Annotated in this window: 19 protein-coding genes; 9 read left to right on the plus strand and 10 right to left on the minus strand. The window is 36.8% G+C overall.

Annotated features, from left to right (window positions below; genetic code table 11):
- The first annotated feature begins 63 nt into the window (after positions 1 to 63).
- The 4 genes from lnt (at position 64) to ACZZZK_RS10475 (ending at position 3192) form a co-directional block, all read left to right on the plus strand.
- On the plus strand, positions 64 to 1674 hold the full coding sequence (lnt, locus tag ACZZZK_RS10460) for an apolipoprotein N-acyltransferase (protein ID WP_463484074.1): 1611 nt from the start codon (positions 64 to 66) through the stop codon (positions 1672 to 1674).
- Between the two features lie 4 nt (positions 1675 to 1678).
- Positions 1679 to 2140, plus strand: a complete 462-nt coding sequence (locus tag ACZZZK_RS10465) for a DinB family protein (protein WP_463484075.1) — start codon at positions 1679 to 1681, stop codon at positions 2138 to 2140.
- An 11-nt stretch (positions 2141 to 2151) separates the two neighbouring features.
- Positions 2152 to 2679 carry a signal peptidase II gene (gene lspA / locus ACZZZK_RS10470; RefSeq protein WP_463484076.1) on the plus strand — a complete coding sequence of 176 codons (528 nt, stop codon included), beginning with the start codon at positions 2152 to 2154 and terminating at the stop codon, positions 2677 to 2679.
- A 96-nt stretch (positions 2680 to 2775) separates the two neighbouring features.
- Positions 2776 to 3192: an OsmC family protein gene (locus ACZZZK_RS10475; protein WP_463484077.1), complete on the plus strand. Its 417-nt coding sequence runs from the start codon at positions 2776 to 2778 to the stop codon at positions 3190 to 3192.
- Positions 3193 to 3248: 56 nt separating this feature from the next.
- Here ACZZZK_RS10475 and ACZZZK_RS10480 read toward each other — a convergent pair whose 3' ends face one another.
- Both ACZZZK_RS10480 and ACZZZK_RS10485 read right to left on the minus strand, forming a co-directional pair.
- Positions 3249 to 4889 carry an NAD+ synthase gene (locus tag ACZZZK_RS10480; protein ID WP_463484078.1) on the minus strand — a complete coding sequence of 547 codons (1641 nt, stop codon included), beginning with the start codon at positions 4887 to 4889 and terminating at the stop codon, positions 3249 to 3251.
- 46 nt (positions 4890 to 4935) lie between these two features.
- Positions 4936 to 5610 carry a porin family protein gene (locus ACZZZK_RS10485; RefSeq protein ID WP_463484079.1) on the minus strand — a complete coding sequence of 225 codons (675 nt, stop codon included), beginning with the start codon at positions 5608 to 5610 and terminating at the stop codon, positions 4936 to 4938.
- Between the two features lie 26 nt (positions 5611 to 5636).
- On the opposite strand from ACZZZK_RS10485, the gene gldB reads away from it, so the two are divergent.
- Together gldB and ACZZZK_RS10495 are read left to right on the plus strand one after the other, a co-directional pair.
- Positions 5637 to 6668 (plus strand): gliding motility lipoprotein GldB, encoded by a 1032-nt coding sequence (gene gldB / locus ACZZZK_RS10490; RefSeq protein WP_463484080.1) that lies wholly within the window; start codon positions 5637 to 5639, stop codon positions 6666 to 6668.
- A 74-nt stretch (positions 6669 to 6742) separates the two neighbouring features.
- Complete coding sequence (locus ACZZZK_RS10495; protein WP_463484081.1) at positions 6743 to 7519, plus strand: patatin-like phospholipase family protein; 777 nt, start codon at positions 6743 to 6745, stop codon at positions 7517 to 7519.
- A 138-nt stretch (positions 7520 to 7657) separates the two neighbouring features.
- Here ACZZZK_RS10495 and ACZZZK_RS10500 read toward each other — a convergent pair whose 3' ends face one another.
- Positions 7658 to 8383 carry a 2-phosphosulfolactate phosphatase gene (locus ACZZZK_RS10500; protein ID WP_463484082.1) on the minus strand — a complete coding sequence of 242 codons (726 nt, stop codon included), beginning with the start codon at positions 8381 to 8383 and terminating at the stop codon, positions 7658 to 7660.
- 81 nt (positions 8384 to 8464) lie between these two features.
- Entirely contained in the window at positions 8465 to 9544 is a 1080-nt protein-coding gene (gene gcvT / locus ACZZZK_RS10505; RefSeq protein ID WP_463484083.1) for a glycine cleavage system aminomethyltransferase GcvT, read from the minus strand.
- A gap of 293 nt (positions 9545 to 9837) precedes the next feature.
- On the opposite strand from gcvT, the gene ACZZZK_RS10510 reads away from it, so the two are divergent.
- Entirely contained in the window at positions 9838 to 10296 is a 459-nt protein-coding gene (locus ACZZZK_RS10510; protein ID WP_463484084.1) for an SRPBCC family protein, read from the plus strand.
- Positions 10297 to 10344: 48 nt separating this feature from the next.
- Here the strand turns inward: ACZZZK_RS10510 and ACZZZK_RS10515 are convergent, their stop codons facing one another.
- The 3 genes from ACZZZK_RS10515 to ACZZZK_RS10525 all read right to left on the minus strand — a co-directional run bounded on the left by ACZZZK_RS10515 (position 10345) and on the right by ACZZZK_RS10525 (position 13560).
- A complete protein-coding gene (locus ACZZZK_RS10515) occupies positions 10345 to 11547 on the minus strand; it encodes a glycosyltransferase family 4 protein (RefSeq protein WP_463484085.1) in 1203 nt (400 codons plus the stop codon).
- 46 nt (positions 11548 to 11593) lie between these two features.
- Positions 11594 to 12886, minus strand: coding sequence for a WG repeat-containing protein (locus tag ACZZZK_RS10520; RefSeq protein WP_463484086.1), 1293 nt, complete (start codon positions 12884 to 12886; stop codon positions 11594 to 11596).
- A gap of 65 nt (positions 12887 to 12951) precedes the next feature.
- Positions 12952 to 13560 carry a ribonuclease HII gene (locus tag ACZZZK_RS10525; protein ID WP_463484087.1) on the minus strand — a complete coding sequence of 203 codons (609 nt, stop codon included), beginning with the start codon at positions 13558 to 13560 and terminating at the stop codon, positions 12952 to 12954.
- A gap of 82 nt (positions 13561 to 13642) precedes the next feature.
- Between ACZZZK_RS10525 and ACZZZK_RS10530 the strand changes: the two genes are divergently transcribed.
- Both ACZZZK_RS10530 and ACZZZK_RS10535 read left to right on the plus strand, forming a co-directional pair.
- Entirely contained in the window at positions 13643 to 14242 is a 600-nt protein-coding gene (locus tag ACZZZK_RS10530) for a hypothetical protein (protein WP_463484088.1), read from the plus strand.
- A gap of 2 nt (positions 14243 to 14244) precedes the next feature.
- Positions 14245 to 14586, plus strand: coding sequence for a TfoX/Sxy family protein (locus ACZZZK_RS10535; RefSeq protein WP_463484089.1), 342 nt, complete (start codon positions 14245 to 14247; stop codon positions 14584 to 14586).
- Positions 14587 to 14966: 380 nt separating this feature from the next.
- Here ACZZZK_RS10535 and ACZZZK_RS10540 read toward each other — a convergent pair whose 3' ends face one another.
- Genes ACZZZK_RS10540 through ACZZZK_RS10550 form a run of 3 tightly spaced genes read right to left on the minus strand, consistent with a single transcriptional unit; the run spans position 14967 to position 18200 of the window.
- Positions 14967 to 16109 carry an ABC transporter permease gene (locus ACZZZK_RS10540; RefSeq protein WP_463484090.1) on the minus strand — a complete coding sequence of 381 codons (1143 nt, stop codon included), beginning with the start codon at positions 16107 to 16109 and terminating at the stop codon, positions 14967 to 14969.
- Positions 16109 to 17245 carry a glycosyltransferase family 2 protein gene (locus ACZZZK_RS10545; protein WP_463484091.1) on the minus strand — a complete coding sequence of 379 codons (1137 nt, stop codon included), beginning with the start codon at positions 17243 to 17245 and terminating at the stop codon, positions 16109 to 16111. The genes ACZZZK_RS10540 and ACZZZK_RS10545 overlap by 1 nt, the downstream gene beginning before the upstream one ends.
- Positions 17223 to 18200, minus strand: coding sequence for a hypothetical protein (locus ACZZZK_RS10550; RefSeq protein WP_463486286.1), 978 nt, complete (start codon positions 18198 to 18200; stop codon positions 17223 to 17225). Before ACZZZK_RS10550 ends, ACZZZK_RS10545 begins: the two co-directional genes overlap by 23 nt.
- Positions 18201 to 18217: the final 17 nt, after the last annotated feature.

Consider the following 18217-nt stretch of genomic DNA (forward strand, 5'->3'; position numbering starts at 1 on the left):
AATAGTCAATTAGACACAAGGTCGACCAACTAATCTATTTCCTATTTCTCATTTCCCTAAAAAATGAAAAAAAGCTATCTCTTAGCCATACTAAGCGCCTTTTTACTTTGGCTGGCCTGGCCACCTATGCCCTTTACAACTCCGCTGTTGCTTATTGCATTAGTGCCTTTATTTATTGCGCTTGATTCGATTTTTAATAGCGACCAAAAAAAGAAAGGCAAAAAAGTTTTTTTAACCGCAGGGCTTACTTTTCTAATTTGGAACACAGCCTCTATCTATTGGGTATATAATGCCATTAGTGCCTACAATGGTACCGCCGTTGCTATCCCTGTTTCCTTAATTCCTTACGGATTAGGGGCATTTTTAATGACTACCGCTTTCTGGCTTTTTTATCGCTTAAGTAGATATACCAATAAAGTGATTGCCTATTTAGGGCTGATCTCATTTTACATTGCACTCGAATATTTACAACAAACCTGGGATCTGGCTTTCCCATGGATGACTTTGGGAAATGGCCTGGCCGGTATGCACCAACTTGCGCAATGGTATGATTATACTGGCATTTATGGTGGTACATTATGGATTTTGCTAAGCAATATTTTGGCCTTCGAAGCTTACAAAAAATTCAATTCTACAACCGGATATGCGAAATTCAAACCAGCGGGTATTTGGGCTTTAGTAGTAATTGTTCCAGCTACATTTTCCATAGTAACATATTTCAACGCCGAACAACAAGGTACACCCAGCAATGTGGTAGTCGTTCAACCCAATATCGATCCTTACAAGAAATTAAGTGAAATTCCTCCTGCAGAGCAAATTCAGATATTGACTCATTTATCTGATTCCCTTGCACAACCGAATACCGAATATTTTATCTGGCCGGAAACTGCTGTGCCCATTTATGCAGATGAGGATCAGATCAGGATATATCCTGAAGTGATTACTTTACAGAACTTTTTAAGTAAGTATAGAAACGGCACTTTAATTACCGGAATGGAAACCGTAAAAATTTATGCGGATAAAAAGACAATATCCGCAAAACTTGACGAGCGTAGCGGGCGATATTACGATAATTTTAATACTGCAATGCAGTTGGAAAATTCAGCCAATGTTCAGTTTTACCATAAATCGAAACTTGTTCCAGGAGCAGAAAAAATGCCTTTTCCGAAAGTATTTTCATTTTTAGACGGTGTTTTTTCTGAATTAGGCGGAAGTGTTAGTGGATGGGGCTGGCAAGAAAAGCCCAGTGTTTTATATGCACAAAGTGGCATTGGCGCCGCACCTGTAGTGTGTTATGAAAGCCTATGGGGCGATTGGATAGGACACCAAGTTAAAGATGGCGCACAATTTATTGCCATTATTACCAACGATGGCTGGTGGGGAAATACATCGGGCAAAGATCAGCATGAAATGTATGCCAAACTACGGGCCATCGAAAACCGCAGAGACATAGCCCGATCGGCAAACACTGGTATCTCTTGCTTTATCAACCAGCGTGGCGACATTACTCAAAGTACAAAATGGTGGACAAGAACTGCCCTAAAAGCTGATATCAACCTGAATGATGAACTGACATTTTACACCAGAAATGGCGACATCATTGCAAAAGTGCTTTGTATATTAGCTTTAATCCTGGCGCTGATTATTCCTTATAAAAAGTGGGTTAAAAAGTAATTCTATGCTGAAACAACAATATGAACTCGTTTTGTTTTCCAGAGAAACCATTTTAGATTACATTAAAACCATATCTCATGAAGACTTCACTTGCGATAACAGTGCTTTTGGCAAAGGTTCTATTCGTAATTTGTTGGTTCACATTTGTGATACTTACTCCTCATGGATTGTTGAGCGAGGACTAGGCTTACCATTAACTTATCCCGCTTTCGAAAATTACTCAACTTTGAATGATTGTATTGAATACTTCAACCGGATTAATCTTTCCATCGATCAATTTTTAAATCAGTTTGAAGGAAATTATCAAAAAGAGATTCAGATTTTTCGCAATGGCAAAACAACAAAGATTAGTGCCTTGCAATTGTTTACACACGTGATTACGCATGAGTTTCACCACAAAGGACAAATCATGTCGTTGAGCAGAATTTTGGGCTATACACCCGTTGATGCTGACATTATTCGCTAAAATTTAAAGAAATGCAATACCATAAAAATTATACCTGGTTTTTCCTTTTGATTGTTTTGATTTTAAACATCGCCCTTGATCAGATATCAAAATTCGTCGTTCGAAATGAGATTTCTGATTACGAACATATTGTGTTGATTAAAAATTTTTTCACCCTAACTAAAGTGGAGAACAGTGGGGCTTTCTTAAGTTTAGGCGACAATATGCCTTATATTTTTCGTCTCATCATTTTAACAGGTCTACCCGTCTTATTTTTAGGTTACGGCCTATATTATTTATTTTCAAAAAAGAATTTACCGAGCACCATGCAAATTGCGCTTTGCTTTTTAATTGGCGGTGGAATGGGTAATTTGTACGACCGGATTGTTCACGGTTCCGTTACTGATTTCATGCACATGGATTTTCAAATCTTCCAAACCGGTGTTTTTAATATTGCCGATATATCAATCATGATTGGCGTCGGCATCTTACTCATCCAATCATTAAGAATGAAGGCAACACCTACAGTGGATCCATCTAACGTAGAAAAAGAAGATTAAAACTTTATCAAATGTTAACGAAATAATTGCGTTTGCTATACAAACATTAGGTTATATTTATTGTTAGAAATCTTATCTCAAAAAAAATAATTCAACATGAAAAGAAATGCAACAGCCGTATGGCAAGGCTCTATTAAAGAAGGTGCCGGTAAACTGACCACACAAAGCACTACATTAAATGACACACAATACTCTTTCAATTCTCGTTTTGCAGAAGGAGTTGGTACCAACCCTGAAGAATTAATTGCCGCTGCGCATGCCGGATGTTTTACCATGAAGCTTTCTGCTAACTTAGCTGAAGCAGGTTTTACCGCCACTAAATTGGAAACGAAATGTGAAATTAACTTAGATCCTTCAAAGGGAGAAATTGTAGAATCGCATTTGACTTTAACTGCGGAGGTTCCAGATCTTACTCAAGAAAAATTCGATGAATTAGTAGCTGATGCAGAGAAAAATTGCCCGATTTCAAAATTATTAAATACTTCGATTACTGTTGACGCAACGTTAGCATAACTCAAAAAAAGCTTGTTGATTATTGGTCAACAAGCTTTTTAATATCCTCAAACCTACTAGATTTGGTGTTTACCTACAATTGGCATCCGCCTACCCATACCGAAGGCTTTAGGCGAAACTCTTAAAATTGGAGGAGTTTGATAACGCTTGAACTCAGCTACGTTAACCATTTTAATTATCTTTTTTACAAGTTCTTCATCAAAACCTTGCTCAATAATTGCTCTTGATCCTTTCTTTTTTTCAATATGCTGATATAAGATGCGATCGAGCGTGTCGTAGTCGGGTAATGAATCAGAATCTTTTTGATCTGGCCTCAACTCTGCCGAAGGTGGCTTAACAATTGTGTTTACTGGTATAATTTCTTTTTCTTTATTAATGTATCTCGCCAGTTCAAAAACCTGGGTTTTATATACATCGCCAATTACCCCAATTGCTCCACACATATCGCCGTACAAAGTGCCATAACCAACAGCGCACTCACTTTTATTGGATGTATTGAGTAAAATATAGCCAAATTTGTTACTCATGGCCATATTTATTACCCCACGAATACGGGCTTGGATATTTTCTTCTGTCAAATTGAAAGGCAGACCTTCAAAAGCTGGTGCTAAAATGTGATCAAAAGCTTCCGCTACTTCCTTTATCGCAATAATTTCATGCTGGCATCCAATATTTTTTACCAAATCTAAAGCATCCTGAATGGAGTGATCTGAAGAAAACTTAGAAGGCATTAAAACCGACATTACATTTTCAGCACCCAAAGCACGACACGCCAGCGCACACACCACTGCAGAATCAATGCCGCCTGACAATCCTAAAACCGCCTTTTTAAAGCCAGATTTTTCAAAATAATCTTTAATGCCCAGGATTAATGCATCATGAATTTGCTCTATATCGGTTAACCGTTCGGGCTGTGGGTATTTATTTTTAACATTTTCAATTTCATCTAAATCAAATACCTGAAGGTCTTCTTCAAAATATTTCATTTCAGCTTTCATGGCGCCATCGGCATCAAAAACGAGCGAGCCGCCATCGAATATAATTTCCGTTTGTGCTCCCACCTGGTTCACATAGAAAACCGGCAAATTGTACTTCTTTGCATTATCGGCCAAAACTTTAATCCGCTCATCATCATGCGTATAAGAAAAAGGGGAAGCCGCAATATTGATCATTAAATCGGGTTGCTCCTTAATCAGTTCATCCATCGGGTTTGAAACATATAATGGGTTATCATTAATGTTCCACAAATCCTCACAAATGGTAAGCGCAATCTTTTTTCCTTTGAAATCAATACACTTGAAGCTTGAAGCAGGTTCGAAATAACGGTATTCATCAAATACATCATAAGTGGGCAGCAACGCTTTCTTTGTTATGGCTTTTACTTTACCATTTTCGATAAAATAAGCCGCATTGAATAAATCCTTACCATCGAGAATATCGTTTTTAACCGGCAAGCCAATAATACAAGCAATATCCACACAGCTTTTTGCAATTTTTTGAGCCGCATCTTCGCAAAGGGCTATAAACTCATCAAACTCCAGATAATCTCTCGGTGGATAACCACAAACAGCCAACTCTGCAAAAACAACCAGATCAGCACCTTTACTTTTTGCAAGCTGAATGTGCTCTACGATCTTGTTCGTATTATTTTCGAAATTACCAATGTGGTAGTTGAGTTGGGCCAGCGCTATTTTCATTTTGAAGAATTAAGTATCGAATATTAAGAAAAATGTAAAATGCAAATTAAAAAAATACACCAAAATTAAGTGCAAGATAATGGTTTCTCACATCGCGGTTTTTATCAGTTGTGATATTAGTAAAACCATTATTATAGGTTAAACCAGCCAAAATACTTGCGTTACCAGAAATATCGAATTCACCTCCAGCTCCGAGTATTAAACCCGCCCGATAGAATTTCGTAAAATCTGATATTTTTTGATTATCGCCAACAGTACTAGCACCACTTACTGCATCTTGCTTAGCGCTAATGTTAAATCCGTTCGATAAACCAAATTGTCCATACCAACGTTTGCCATCAGCTTTTAGCGTTTTAAGCTTCACCGTTAACGGCAACTCAATATATTGCATCTTATATTTCAAATCGTAAGCCACAGGAATACTACTATTTGCATTTGCATAATAAGGTGAAACGTTTACCTCAGTACTTTTTCCGTTGATAGTTGTAATGGTTAAACCAGTTGAAAAACTGTAGTTCGGGGCAAAATTAAAATCTCCTATTAATCCATAAGAAAACCCAAGTGCAACGCTGTTTGTTTTTCCAGGTTCAGGTTTTATCCAACCGATAGTTGGTGTAGCGGTTAGGCCTAATCTGAAACCATAATTGGTTAATCGAGAATTTTGAGCATAGGAGACAAAACCCAAAAAAGATAAAATTAAAATAGTCGTTATTTTTTTCATGCTTAATGTGATTATATTTGTTGTACATGATGTATAACGTAAAACACAGGCAAATTTATCTAATTTTTCTTTTTGCTGCCGCATTTATTTCTTGCAAACAAAGCAAACGCCCTGATGTAAGCAACATTAAGCTCGATATAAAAATTGAACGATTTGATAAAGAATTGTTTGCCTCGAAAGATAAAAATGTAACCGCTACCAATACCTTTCTTTCAAAAAAGTATGGTTTTTTTTATGATGATTATATTCATAAAATGATCGGCTCTCCTGATTACAGCAATGACGAAATATTGAATACCTTATTTAATGATAAAGCTTACAGTGATTTAACAAAGGAAGTTGATAGTGTTTACCCTAATTTAAAAGTTCAGGAAGCAGGTTTAACAGAAACTTTTAAATACATCAAATACTATTACCCGAAGGCCAAAGTGCCAAAAATAATTTCATTTGTTTCGGGTTTTGCTTATCAGATGCCCGTTGGAGACAATTATTTGGGTATAGGTTTAGATATGTTTTTAGGTAAAGACAGCAAATTTTATGGTGCCATAGTCCAAAGTGTTCCTTTATACCTATCGCGAAGATTTACTCCCGAATATATTGTACCCCGGGTAGCAGAAACCTATGCTCACGAGGACTTGTTTCCAGAACCAGATGAAAACCGGACGTTATTATCCAAAATGATCTTCCAGGGAAAAATTCTTTACTTTCTGGATCAGGTATTACCGGAAGATATGCCAGACTCTACCAAAATTGGCTACACACAGCAACAATTACAATGGACCCAAGATTTTGAAGGTGATATTTGGGCTTACTTTTTGGAAAACAACTTCCTTTATGAAACCGACTACCACAAAATCCAGGTTTTCCTTTCTGAAGGACCATTTACACCTGCATTGGGCGACCAAAAGTCGGCACCAAAATTAGGCGTATGGACAGGCTGGCAAATTGTGAGAAAGTACATGGCCGAAAATCCGAAAGTAACGCTACAGCAACTCATGGCAGATAACGATGCGCAAAAAATTCTCAATCAATCTAAATATAAACCGAAACAGAAGTAAACGTTGGCAATTAGAAAGACTCAGGCAACAAACAAATTAGCCGGTTCTTCAGTTTAAACATCAAGTATTTGTAAATGAGAGTAGGTATCGTATTATCAGGAGGAGGAATTAGAGGGATAGCGCACCTTGGCATTCTTAAGGCATTTAAGAATTTGGGAATTACCTTCAGCCACATCAGCGGAACAAGTGCGGGAGCAATTGCAGGCGCTTTTTTTGCAGCTGGAATTGATCCGGAAGAAGGACTAAGCATTTTCTTAAAAACTAAACTCTGGCGCTTTATTCGCCCGGCCGTTGGCTCACTGGGTTTGATAAATATCGAAAATACCGCACACATACTTAGAGAATATTTCCCTGAAGATAGCATCGAAAAACTGAAAATACCACTTACAATTGCGGCTGTAAATTTTAGCGAAGGTCGGTTGGTATATTTTACCAAAGGACCGCTGATCAGGGCCATACAGGCATCAAGTTGTATTCCTGGTATTTTTAAACCTATAATGATTGATGGGCAAATGTACGTTGATGGAGGAATTCTAAATAACTTCCCAGTCGAGCCTTTAATGGAAGAATGCGATTTCATTATTGGTTCATCTTGCAATCATTTAAAACCTGTAGATAAAATTACAGGCATTACCAATTTAATGGGACGAGCAGGAATCATGTCGATAAACCATGATATGGAGCGTAAAGCTAAGTTCTGTAATGTGATGATTGAACCAAAAGGTTTAGGTGCTATCAGTACTTTCGATATGAAACGGGCGGAAGATATTTATTGGCTGGCACACGAAGAGGCTTTGATTACCATTAAAAATACGCCAGAAATTAGGGAACTTATCACGCCAGTCCGCTAAAGGGGAATTTGCCTAGTCAGAAGTAAGGCAGGATGTAGGATTTTATAACCACTAAGAAGATTTTTCCACTTTAAAAGGAAACCGAATTATAATATTATTTACCTTCTTGGATTTCCATCATGCTTTTTAAAGCCCCCTTCAGGGGGTTTGGGGGGTTAGGCTAACCAATCTTTCCCCATCTAAAACCGGAATAGCTTTACAAACATTTAACTGCAAACAGAACACTACATCATCCTCAATATTTAATTGCGCTAAACGATTGCTGTGAGAAGATTTATGTAGGTATTTCCTTAAATCGTCTTTTGCAAGCAGGTATAGATCTTCAGCTGCAACGCTGGAATCATCGAAATGTTCGAAATTTTTGCGCAATTGATTTACAACTGCACCGGCAAACAAGGTATCTTCCAAATTAAATTGGTCTTTCCATCCAGCGCAAAGCAGCAATACGTTCTTATCCTGACTTGCCAGATAATTACAAAGCGAATCTAAGTTTAAGAATGAACCGATCACCACCTGATAAGCCCGTTTATTGGCCAAATGCAATGCCTTAGTTCCGTTTGTGGTAGTAAGAACAATTGTTTTTCCTGCAACTTTTTCTTTGGTATAAGAAAATGGCGAATTCCCAAAATCGTAACCCACCACAACTTCCCCATTCCGCTCCGCAGCCAATAAATAATTTTTATCGCTGTAATTTAAGCAATCTTCCACATTGGCAACCGGAATAATGGCTTCAGCACCATTTTCAATTCCGTAGGTGATGGACGAGGTAGCCCTTAAAATATCAATAACAACCACAATACTTTGCTCAATATCATATAGATCGATCAAAGCAGGGGTTAAACAAACTTCTATTTTTTTTGACATTTCTTAGATTTGAGTACTGAGATTTAAGATGTGAGACCAAGAACAAACGAACTCAAATCTCACATCTATTGTCTCAAAATCTTATTTATAAAATGGAAACTTAACTACTTTAGCCTTAATTGGCGTATTGCGGATGTTGATAAAAACTTCCGTTCCTTCTTTCGAAAATTCTTTAGCTACATAGCCCATACCAATTGCTTTCTGTAACGAAGGTGCCTGCGTACCAGAAGTTACCTTACCAATAATATTTCCATCAGCATCAGCAATTTCATAATCATGGCGAGGAATTCCCCTGTCAATCATTTCAAAACCCACTAATTTCTTTTGAATACCGGCTTCTTTTTGTGCTTGTAGCGCATCAGAGTTGGTAAAAGGTTTTGAAAATTTGGTAATCCAGCCTAAACCAGCTTCAATTGGAGAAGTAGTATCATCAATATCATTTCCATACAAACAGAAACCCATTTCTAAACGCAACGTATCACGGGCACCTAAGCCTATTGGCTTGATATTATAAGCTGCACCGACTTCGAAAATTGCATCCCAGATTTTATCTGCGTGCTCGTTATCAAAATAAATTTCAAATCCTCCTGCACCAGTATAACCCGTAGCCGAAATAACCACATTATCAACGCCTGCAAATGTTCCCTTAACGAAGGTATAATACTCCATTGAAGCCAGATTAACATCTGTTAAACTTTGCAAAGCATCAGCTGCTTTTGGCCCTTGAATTGCCAATAAAGAGGTTTTATCAGAAATGTTGTGCATCTCCACATCGTGATTGTTAAACTGTTTAATCCAGTTCCAATCCTTTTCAATGTTCGATGCATTAACAACCAACATATAGGTTTTTTCATCTATACGGTAAACCAAAAGATCATCAACAATTCCCCCATCTTGATTAGGTAAACACGAATATTGAACTTTGCCATCATATAATTTTGAGGCATCGTTACTGGTTACGCGTTGAATTAAATCTAAAGCATTTTCACCTTTCAATATAAATTCACCCATGTGGCTCACATCAAAAACACCTACACTATTACGCACCGTTGCATGTTCAGCGTTTATACCCTCGTAAGTAACAGGCATATTATAACCTGCAAATGGAACCATTTTAGCGCCTAAAGCGATGTGTTTTTCTGTTAATGCGGTGTTTCTCATGAGTAAATTTTAGTTGCGCAAAAGTAATAAGAAAACCGGAATGTTTTAGCCTTAAATTTTTGGCTTTTTAATTGAATATGGAAAAGAATGCAAGCATTTCATCGCCTTTTCAGTCCTGCTTTCCGCTTTACTTACCCGATAAAAAATCGGGTTTCGTGTTCGCTCCAATCAGGTTTACATCACCTAATTTCTGCTTAAAACTTAAGTTGTAATAAAGGTAGCGAGTTGATTAGTTAAAGCAGTTGCAGAATATGTAAATTAGAAAATCAAATCACAAACCGAATAAACAGACAATGGCAACAGAAATCATAAGCACCACGCCAGAATCAGAAATTGTAAGCACAAGAAACTTCGATGCTCCTCGAGAACTGGTTTATAAAGCCTGGGCAGATCCAGCACATTTAAAAAACTGGTGGGGACCTAAGGGTTTCACCAATACCTTCAATATTTTCGACTTTCGCGTAGGAGGCAGATGGAGCTTTATTATGCACGGGCCCGATAAGGGGAATTATCCTAACGAATGTGAATTTACAAAAATTGAAGCACCTTCGTTAATAGCCTGGAAAAGACATTCAAAACCTCACTTTCAAGTTTTGGCCACTTTTGATGAAATCACCGAAAACGAAACGCAGGTTGTTTTCAAAATGCTATTCAATTCTCCAGACGAGTGTAATAAACTCAAGCCCTTCGTAGTGGATAAAAATGAAGAAAATTTCGATCGATTGGAAATAGAATTGAATAAGATGAAATAATGAAAACCAGGATGGGCGGCTCAATTTATACTAAATTACAGCCGTTTGTTAAGCACTAATTAATTCCTCGTAAATCTCCAGCATTTTACCGGCAATCAATTTTATACCGTGATCATTTTCTACTGTTCTTCTTGCATTCTCTCCTATTTCCATCCAGCGCTTCGGATTTATGATACATTGCAAAATATAGCGGTAAAATTCGTCGGCAGAATCTGCTATTAAAATATCGTGTCCGTGCCGGCAATTAATTCCTTCAGCTGCAGTAGTGGTAGCGATAATGCATTTCTTCATTGCCATGCCTTCAATAATTTTTACCCGCATGCCAGTGCCAGAAATAAGTGGCACAATCATAATCGCTTTCGAATTCATAAATTCAATCGCATCAAAAACTTCTCCCTCAACAATTAAGTTATCAGAATCATATTCAAAAAAATGTTTCTGCATGTTTTTGCCCGCGATGTAGAAACGAAGGTCTTTATTCAATTTTTCAATATCTGGCCAAATGTCATCGAGAAACCACTCCAACCCTTCCTGATTTGGACGCCAGTCCATCGCCCCCAGATGAAATAGCGTAGGGAAACTCGTTTTCGTTTTATCAACTTTATACTTTTCTAAATCAATGGCTACTGGAAAAACCGTCATCGGCACTTCACAACCAAACCTGATAATACTTTGCCTGTCGGGTTCGCTAATGGCAAATATTTGATGGAATCGGTTAATTTGATCGGTTTCATAAGCTTTTAACCGTTGAGCTAAAAAAGCTAAATACTTTCTCCTAATTAGAAAACTTTCTGAGTGAGACAGTCGTTCCCACATTGTAAATTCGATATTATGGGCCCGGTAAATGAGCTTAGCATTGCTATTTGCTTTTACAACATCCAGGTAAGGCACTACAAATAATCCTTCGAACTGGATGACATCGAAGACATTTTCCCGCAGAATATTTTCGAGTTGCCGTGCTGCATCCTCACTAAAATACCTGGAAACGTTATACGATTCATTAGTGAAAATGTTGAAAAAAGCTGACCATACATTTACTTCGGTGTCGAGATCTACAGTATGATACTTGATCTTTTCGAAAATCGGATCGTAAATATCTTCCATATCAATCCGCCCTTTCATAGGGTTCAAACTAAACAAAGTAATGTCTGCACCAAGTTGCAGCAGGCCTTTCATGGTATTATAAACCACAATTGGATAACCACTATTTGGCGGGAAGGGAATCCGCTTAGTAATTAACAGAATTTTCACAATGTTGTGAATTTAACTAATTAAAGCGATTTTTTTAAAAAATTTATTAGTCGCGTAAGTCAACGAATTTTTTGTTCAATGCATCGAGTTTTCTTACTCTTCCTATATTATTCTGGTACACGCTAAATTTACCTTCCGACTCTGCCCTAACATCATCATAAGTTGGATTGATTATCCAGTTGCCTTTTGCATCTACAATGCCATATTTATTGTTTTTTGAATCTTTAGCTACAAAATAGCCTTCATTAAACCATTCCCGATCATCTTTATGGAGCTTTAAAGTCACTTTTTTAGTCACACTTTCTGGCTTACTATCTTCTACATAGATGATAATATGATCTACAGGGCCAGCATAAAAAGTTTTAGCAAATGTTTTTTTATCAGATTGAGCAGGTTTTTTCAAAAGGTTTTTGGCTAAATAAGCATCAACCTCTTGCTTTGATTTCAATTCTTTATTATCAATTAAATCAACCGCTTTTTGGTAAGTGGGCAAAGTCTTTTTTAACCATTCTATCATTTCTATAGAAGGAACTGAATAGCTTGTTCTTCCAGAATTTTTCAACATTTCACCATTTTTATAAAAGCCATGTGTTTCGCCAATCCGCTTATCCATAACTTGCGGATAGCTTATTTTCACCTCTCCATTTTGGTTGCCTTGCCATTCAATTCGCCCACCATCTACTTCGGCTATTTTGTTAACACTATCCAATCGGTAACCTCTAAACCCTTTATGTTTAAACTTAACATCAAAATCTACAGCACGAATGGGTTTATCAACAGGAATTAAAAACTCGTTATATTTAAATCCATTGGCATCTTGCCCATTGCGTTCTTTTATTTTGGTAGTATCTAATGTTTTATAATTTCCATTCACCGCTAATGTTGTTCCATCCCAAAAATGTATTGTACTTGGAATAAATGAAGGGGCATTCGCAATTATCGCATTGTCTCCAATCTCTAAACCTAATAAATTATTCAAATCCATAACATCTACAGAAAGTTTTACTAAGTTATTTGGCTTAACAACCTCAGCATCAATATTTTCATCCTTTTTAATGAAAGATACAAATTCATCAACAGTAAGGTATTTTATGTAATCGGATGTAAAGTTATACTGGTTATTTTCGTCAAATGCTTCCTTTGGTGATAAACTAGAAGGTTTAACTTCTAAGCTTGTGATATCAATAATATTTTCAGTTTCATCGATGTGAGCCTGTAGCTCATCTCTTGTCTTTTGTAAATCGTTATCAATGTTGCATGCGCAGAGAAGGGTAAAGAACCAACACATTAGTGTGAATAATTTTACCTTCTTAAAGTGATTTGTTTGAGAGAGCGACATAAATTTTGTTTTTGATAATGATCTGATTTATCAGGCAAGATAAAAATCAATTTTAATAAAGCGAATTATATTGCTTTTGAAAACAAATCGAGTTGAGGATCGCTCACATTGAAAGTTTTCCGATGGAAAGGAGATAAACCAATCTCAATGACTGCTTTACGGTGGGCAATGGTTGGGTAACCTTTGTTTGATAGCCAGTTATAATGTGGAAAATCGATGTGAAGGTTGCTCATGTATTCATCTCGATGGGTTTTTGCCAGAATGGAAGCTGCAGCAATGTTCAAATACTTTCCATCACCCTTTATAATGCAGCTGTGTGGAATTTCCGGATAAGCTTTAAACCGATTTCCATCGATAACAAGATAACCAGGTTGAGTGTGAAGCTTCTCAACTGCTCTATGCATCGCCAAAAAAGAAGCATTAAGAATGTTGATGCGATCAATTTCTTCATGATCACACGAAGCTACTGCCCAGGCCAAAGCTTCTCTTTCAATTATCGGCCGAAGTAAATTTCGCTGTTCGTGTGTTAATTGTTTCGAATCGTTTAAGCCATCCAACACATAACCCTTTGGTAAAATAACCGCCGCAGCAAACACTGGCCCTGCTAAACAGCCTCTTCCAGCTTCATCGCAACCGGCCTCTAAAAATTCTTCCTGATAACAAGCTAATAACATCCTGCAAATTTAATGAATAACGGATAAAACTTGTGAACTGGATAAGAAAGGGTTAAATTAGTTTTAAACAAATACTAAATCTATGCGCAACCTCACTTATTTCATCTCTCTTTTATTTGTTTTTAATTTTGCAAATGCGCAAGCAACTCGAAAGCGAAAGCTAACCATTGAAGAACTTGATGCAAAAATGGAAGCTAATGTAAAATGCTTAAAACGAGATGTTTATCCGGTTGACAAAAGAAGGCTAATGTTTCCCTTTAAAGATGCCGCAAAAATTTCATTCATTTCCTTTAGAGATACCACATCGGAATTTCGAAGTCAAATTCCTATAAAGAACAAGAAATTAGATAGAAGTTTAGTATTGGAAGAAAGGATACTCTCACAGATAGAGATCGACAAGTTATCAGATCTAATTTTTAACTATGGATATAGGTCTAGAAGTTTGCCTAGGCTAGTAAGAAATTTTAAATGCTACAATCCTCACAATGGTATTATCTTTTTTGATGACAAGAAAACTGTGAAAGATTACGTCGAAATATGTTTTGATTGTGAAAAATTTGTACCAAGCACTAACAAAATTAGTTTAGGTGAACTTTGCACTGAAAAATTTAGTCTTTTGAAAAAGCTATTTTTAAATAATAACATTAAAAAAACTTCTTCCGAAGATATTTATCCAGAATAGCTATGAGATACAACGAATATCTTGCCGCTCGTGTAGCAGAAAAATTGGAGCACCTTGCCGATGTTGAAGAAAAAGAAATGTTTGGCGGATTGGTGTTTATGGTAGATTCTAAAATGTGCATCGGTGTAATGAAAGAAAAATTGATGCTTAGGATAAATCCCGCAAGCTTGCAATTGCTGGATAATGAAGATGGATGGGAGCAAATGATGATGAGTAAAACCGTTATGAAGGGTTATATTTTAGTTTCAGAAGATGTACTAAATAGAGAAGAAGAACTAAAATTTTGGCTAAACTTAGCTTTGGATTTTAACCCTTTGGCTAAAGCATCAAAGAAAAAAAAATAGTGTTGGTTTTTTGAGTTGATTTAATCAACCAAACAATTATCGTATCAAATCTTTTTTAATCATTTTATTGGCAGTTTAGGCCTGTACAATGAGGCGGTGGTTCGTGTCTACGACACCATCATTTTATTCTTAAAAATTTAGACAGCCTCTAATTTAAGGTGCATATTTTTTTCTACAAGCATTGCTATTTAAACCTGATTGTAGCAGAAATACTTTTTGTTGCAGCAACCCTGAATATGCTGTCAATGCTGAGGCACGAAGTAACTGCAGCCGATGAAACAGATGCTTCGTGCCTCAGCATGACGGCAGTTTCAAAAAGATTGCAGCGAAAGCGGGGCTACAGGAACCTATTAGCACTGAAACTGCTTTTCAAAAAAAATCTAAACCGTTGTATTCTGCCCCTTCACATCAAAAGCGTCCCTCAAGCCTATCGCTAAAACATTGAAAGCATAAACGGTGAGCATAATCGCCAAACCAGGTAAAACTGCCAAATAAGCGGCATCCATAATGATGTAGCCATAATGCTCTTTAATCATGCTTCCCCAGCTTGGCATTGGCGGTTGCGCACCGAAGCCCAAGAAACTTAGTCCAGTTTCTAATAAAATAGCCGATGCAAAATTAGAAGAGGCAACAACCAAAATTGGTCCCGCAATATTAGGTAAAATGTGTTTAATGATGGTTCTTGAGGTACTAAAGCCTAAAGCTCTTGCGGCCTCTACAAACTCCACTTCTTTTAAAGCCATTACTTGCCCACGCACCAAACGGGCCACATCTACCCATGTAGATAAGCCAACGGCGATAAAAATTTGCCAAAAGCCTTTTCCAAGCGCAAATGAAATAGCGATAACCAACAACAGCGATGGTAATGACCATACTACATTCATAAACCAACTGATTGCAGCATCAGTTTTTCCACCAAAATAGCCTGCAATTGCACCTAAGCTTACTCCAATAAATAGCGAAATTAAAACGGCCATTAAGCCCACAGAAAGGGAAACACGAATTCCAAGAATCATCCGGCTTAATAAATCACGACCATAGATATCTGTACCCAGCCAATACGTTTTTTCGTAAACATTATAATGTTCGAATAATGTAGCCGGTGTACCAAGCTTAGAATATGGCGTACACCTGGGACAAAGTTCTCTTAAATTATACTTTATTTCTGGAGCTTTCTCCTCGTCGCCGATGTATGGCGTTATAAAGACATCATTATCTTCAATTCGATAAGACACAATTGGAATACTTGTAATACTCGACTTTTGTCCATTTAGCATTTTCCCGAAGAAACCAACCGCTGCGATATTTGGATTTTTATTGAGAATGATAAATTTAAAGGTACTTCCAGGCTTTTTCTTATTAAGGGGTAATATTTGCGTATTGGCGTCAGGTGTACTATCGGGCGTAATGATATAACCTAAAATACCCATCAATACCAAGAGTAAAATAAAAATGAGACCGCCAAAAGCGAGCTTATTTCTTTTAAACTTTAACCAGACTTTTTTAGATGGGCTATTATCCATTATTTAACCATTCTGCCTTTCCAATTGTACTTACCGCTGTTTCCGGCAATACCAATGTAAACGATGTAAAGTATATGCAAAACATTTAAAACTGGGATTAGCACGAGTAGTCTCCGCTTATTTGCGAAGCCGGTCACATCCCATAAAAATAATGTTTCTAAAATCATTTTAACTATCAATTGGTAAATTGTTATCGTTAAAAAGCTGGGAATAAATAATCCTGTAATGAAGTTTGCTAAAATACTCAAATTGAATACCCAAACGAAAACACCTAAAACGATGATGGTTTTATTTTTATAACGTGTGCTTTTCGAAGCCCACCTTTTCCGTTGTTGGATAAATGATTTTAAGTTTTCCTTCGCATGAGTATAAACGATAGCTGATCTGTTTTTTAGAAAGCCTATTTTATCTGGATACTTTGCAGCGATTTTATGCAACAAAAGTTCGTCATCGCCAGAGGCCAAATCATCGATTCCCTGAAAACCACCTACTTCATAAAATGTAGCTTTCTCATAAGCCAAGTTAGCCCCATTACACGTAGATGGCCTATTATTCCCGATTGTGGATGCTCCTAAGCCAATTAGATATAGAAATTCTAAGGATTGTAACCGCTCAAAATAAGTTTTCTCTTCAAAATAAGATACAGGCGAAGAAATCATCTTATACCCCTTATCCTGATAAAATTCTACAACGGAAGTAAGCCACTTTGTACCCATCACACAATCGGCATCTGTAGTGATAATTAAATCGCCACTGCAAGAGCCAATGGCTGTTTGAATCGCCTTTTTCTTGTAGGAATTTAAAGCCTGATTCTCATTTAGCTTGATCAGTTTAACCCCGCGATTAGCATAAGAAGCCCCAATTTCTGCGGTGTTGTCTGTAGAATGATCATCGATAAAAATGATTTCAGTTAAATCCTTTGGATAATCCTGGGCAATTAATGCCTCTATTGTTCGCCCGATATTCAACTCCTCATCACGTGCAGCAACAATAACAGAAACTTTAGTAGAGGGCGTGATGATACTTTTTTTATATAAATTTAGGTTATACCAGCCTTTGATAAAAGTAAGTACGAGTAAACCATAAATAATGGTTAAAGCAGCAGATAGTAGACTAACTAGTTTTAGGATTTCCAAAAAAATTGAGTTTAAAGACGAAATATGTGCCTAAGATAGCAGGAATAATAATATTTATTAGCCAAATACTGGCTGTGCAGGCAATAACCGCAACGTGTTGATTGGTTACATGTTTAAATAATTCTACAGCGGTTACACTTCTAATGCCAACATCGAAGAGATCTAATGATGGCAATGCAGATTGAATCAAGAATAAAAGGCAAGTCATCATTACGATATCCAGATATTGCAAGCCAGGGATTAGCCATACAAATAAAATGAAGTATTGAAAACTAAAAACCAGGTATCGGGCCAAACAGAAAAGCATGATTTTAAAAAGTTCTTCTTTTCTATATCGACCTAGAATGCTGTAAATTTTTTTGTATTTACGGGTGAATTTAAAAGAAAGCAGGATGCCATTAAGCCATTGAATATTGAAATAAAATACAATGAAAAATAAGCAGAAGGCCATTGCTAAAATCACGACTGCCAAAAAAACCAGATGATCGATCGGTACAAATCTGTAGATAAAAAAGCATGCTGCTATAGCGCCGAAAACGTTTGTCAATACCAATTGACCAATGTTACCGACCGTCATGGCAACAATGCCTACTATCCTACGTTTTGGGGAAAGAAAAAAAACTCTTCCTCCATATTCGCCCAACCGGTTTGGGGTAAATATGGCTAATGTTAATCCGCAAAAAACAGATTCGATTGCCCTGTAAAAACTAATGCGTTCAATGTGACTCATTAATCTTTTCCACTTTGCGGCTTCCAGAAACCAGTTTAAAAACATGAGCAAAACCACGAAGCCGATAATACCAAAAATTTCGACTTGTGGAATATTTTTCAGAAGTGATGCAAAATTCTCAAGATTTTTATTGGCAACAAGCTTATGATAAATGAACCAAAAAGCAAATACTACAATTGCAGCTTTAATTAATATTGATAATATATTTTTATTCTTGCCTGTCAAGATTATCATTTTAGTTT

The organism is Pedobacter sp. AC163 (assembly GCF_979258665.1).

Bases quoted from the DNA above. Each gene is read 5' to 3' on its own strand.
- lnt (WP_463484074.1), top strand. From the start codon at position 64: ATGAAAAAAAGCTATCTCTTAGCCATACTAAGCGCCTTTTTACTTTGG.
- ACZZZK_RS10465 (WP_463484075.1), top strand. From the start codon at position 1,679: ATGCTGAAACAACAATATGAACTCGTTTTGTTTTCCAGAGAAACCATT.
- lspA (WP_463484076.1), top strand. From the start codon at position 2,152: ATGCAATACCATAAAAATTATACCTGGTTTTTCCTTTTGATTGTTTTG.
- ACZZZK_RS10475 (WP_463484077.1), top strand. From the start codon at position 2,776: ATGAAAAGAAATGCAACAGCCGTATGGCAAGGCTCTATTAAAGAAGGT.
- ACZZZK_RS10480 (WP_463484078.1), bottom strand. From the start codon at position 4,889: ATGAAAATAGCGCTGGCCCAACTCAACTACCACATTGGTAATTTCGAA.
- ACZZZK_RS10485 (WP_463484079.1), bottom strand. From the start codon at position 5,610: ATGAAAAAAATAACGACTATTTTAATTTTATCTTTTTTGGGTTTTGTC.
- gldB (WP_463484080.1), top strand. From the start codon at position 5,637: ATGATGTATAACGTAAAACACAGGCAAATTTATCTAATTTTTCTTTTT.
- ACZZZK_RS10495 (WP_463484081.1), top strand. From the start codon at position 6,743: ATGAGAGTAGGTATCGTATTATCAGGAGGAGGAATTAGAGGGATAGCG.
- ACZZZK_RS10500 (WP_463484082.1), bottom strand. From the start codon at position 8,383: ATGTCAAAAAAAATAGAAGTTTGTTTAACCCCTGCTTTGATCGATCTA.
- gcvT (WP_463484083.1), bottom strand. From the start codon at position 9,544: ATGAGAAACACCGCATTAACAGAAAAACACATCGCTTTAGGCGCTAAA.
- ACZZZK_RS10510 (WP_463484084.1), top strand. From the start codon at position 9,838: ATGGCAACAGAAATCATAAGCACCACGCCAGAATCAGAAATTGTAAGC.
- ACZZZK_RS10520 (WP_463484086.1), bottom strand. From the start codon at position 12,886: ATGTCGCTCTCTCAAACAAATCACTTTAAGAAGGTAAAATTATTCACA.
- ACZZZK_RS10525 (WP_463484087.1), bottom strand. From the start codon at position 13,560: ATGTTATTAGCTTGTTATCAGGAAGAATTTTTAGAGGCCGGTTGCGAT.
- ACZZZK_RS10530 (WP_463484088.1), top strand. From the start codon at position 13,643: ATGCGCAACCTCACTTATTTCATCTCTCTTTTATTTGTTTTTAATTTT.
- ACZZZK_RS10535 (WP_463484089.1), top strand. From the start codon at position 14,245: ATGAGATACAACGAATATCTTGCCGCTCGTGTAGCAGAAAAATTGGAG.
- ACZZZK_RS10540 (WP_463484090.1), bottom strand. From the start codon at position 16,109: ATGGATAATAGCCCATCTAAAAAAGTCTGGTTAAAGTTTAAAAGAAAT.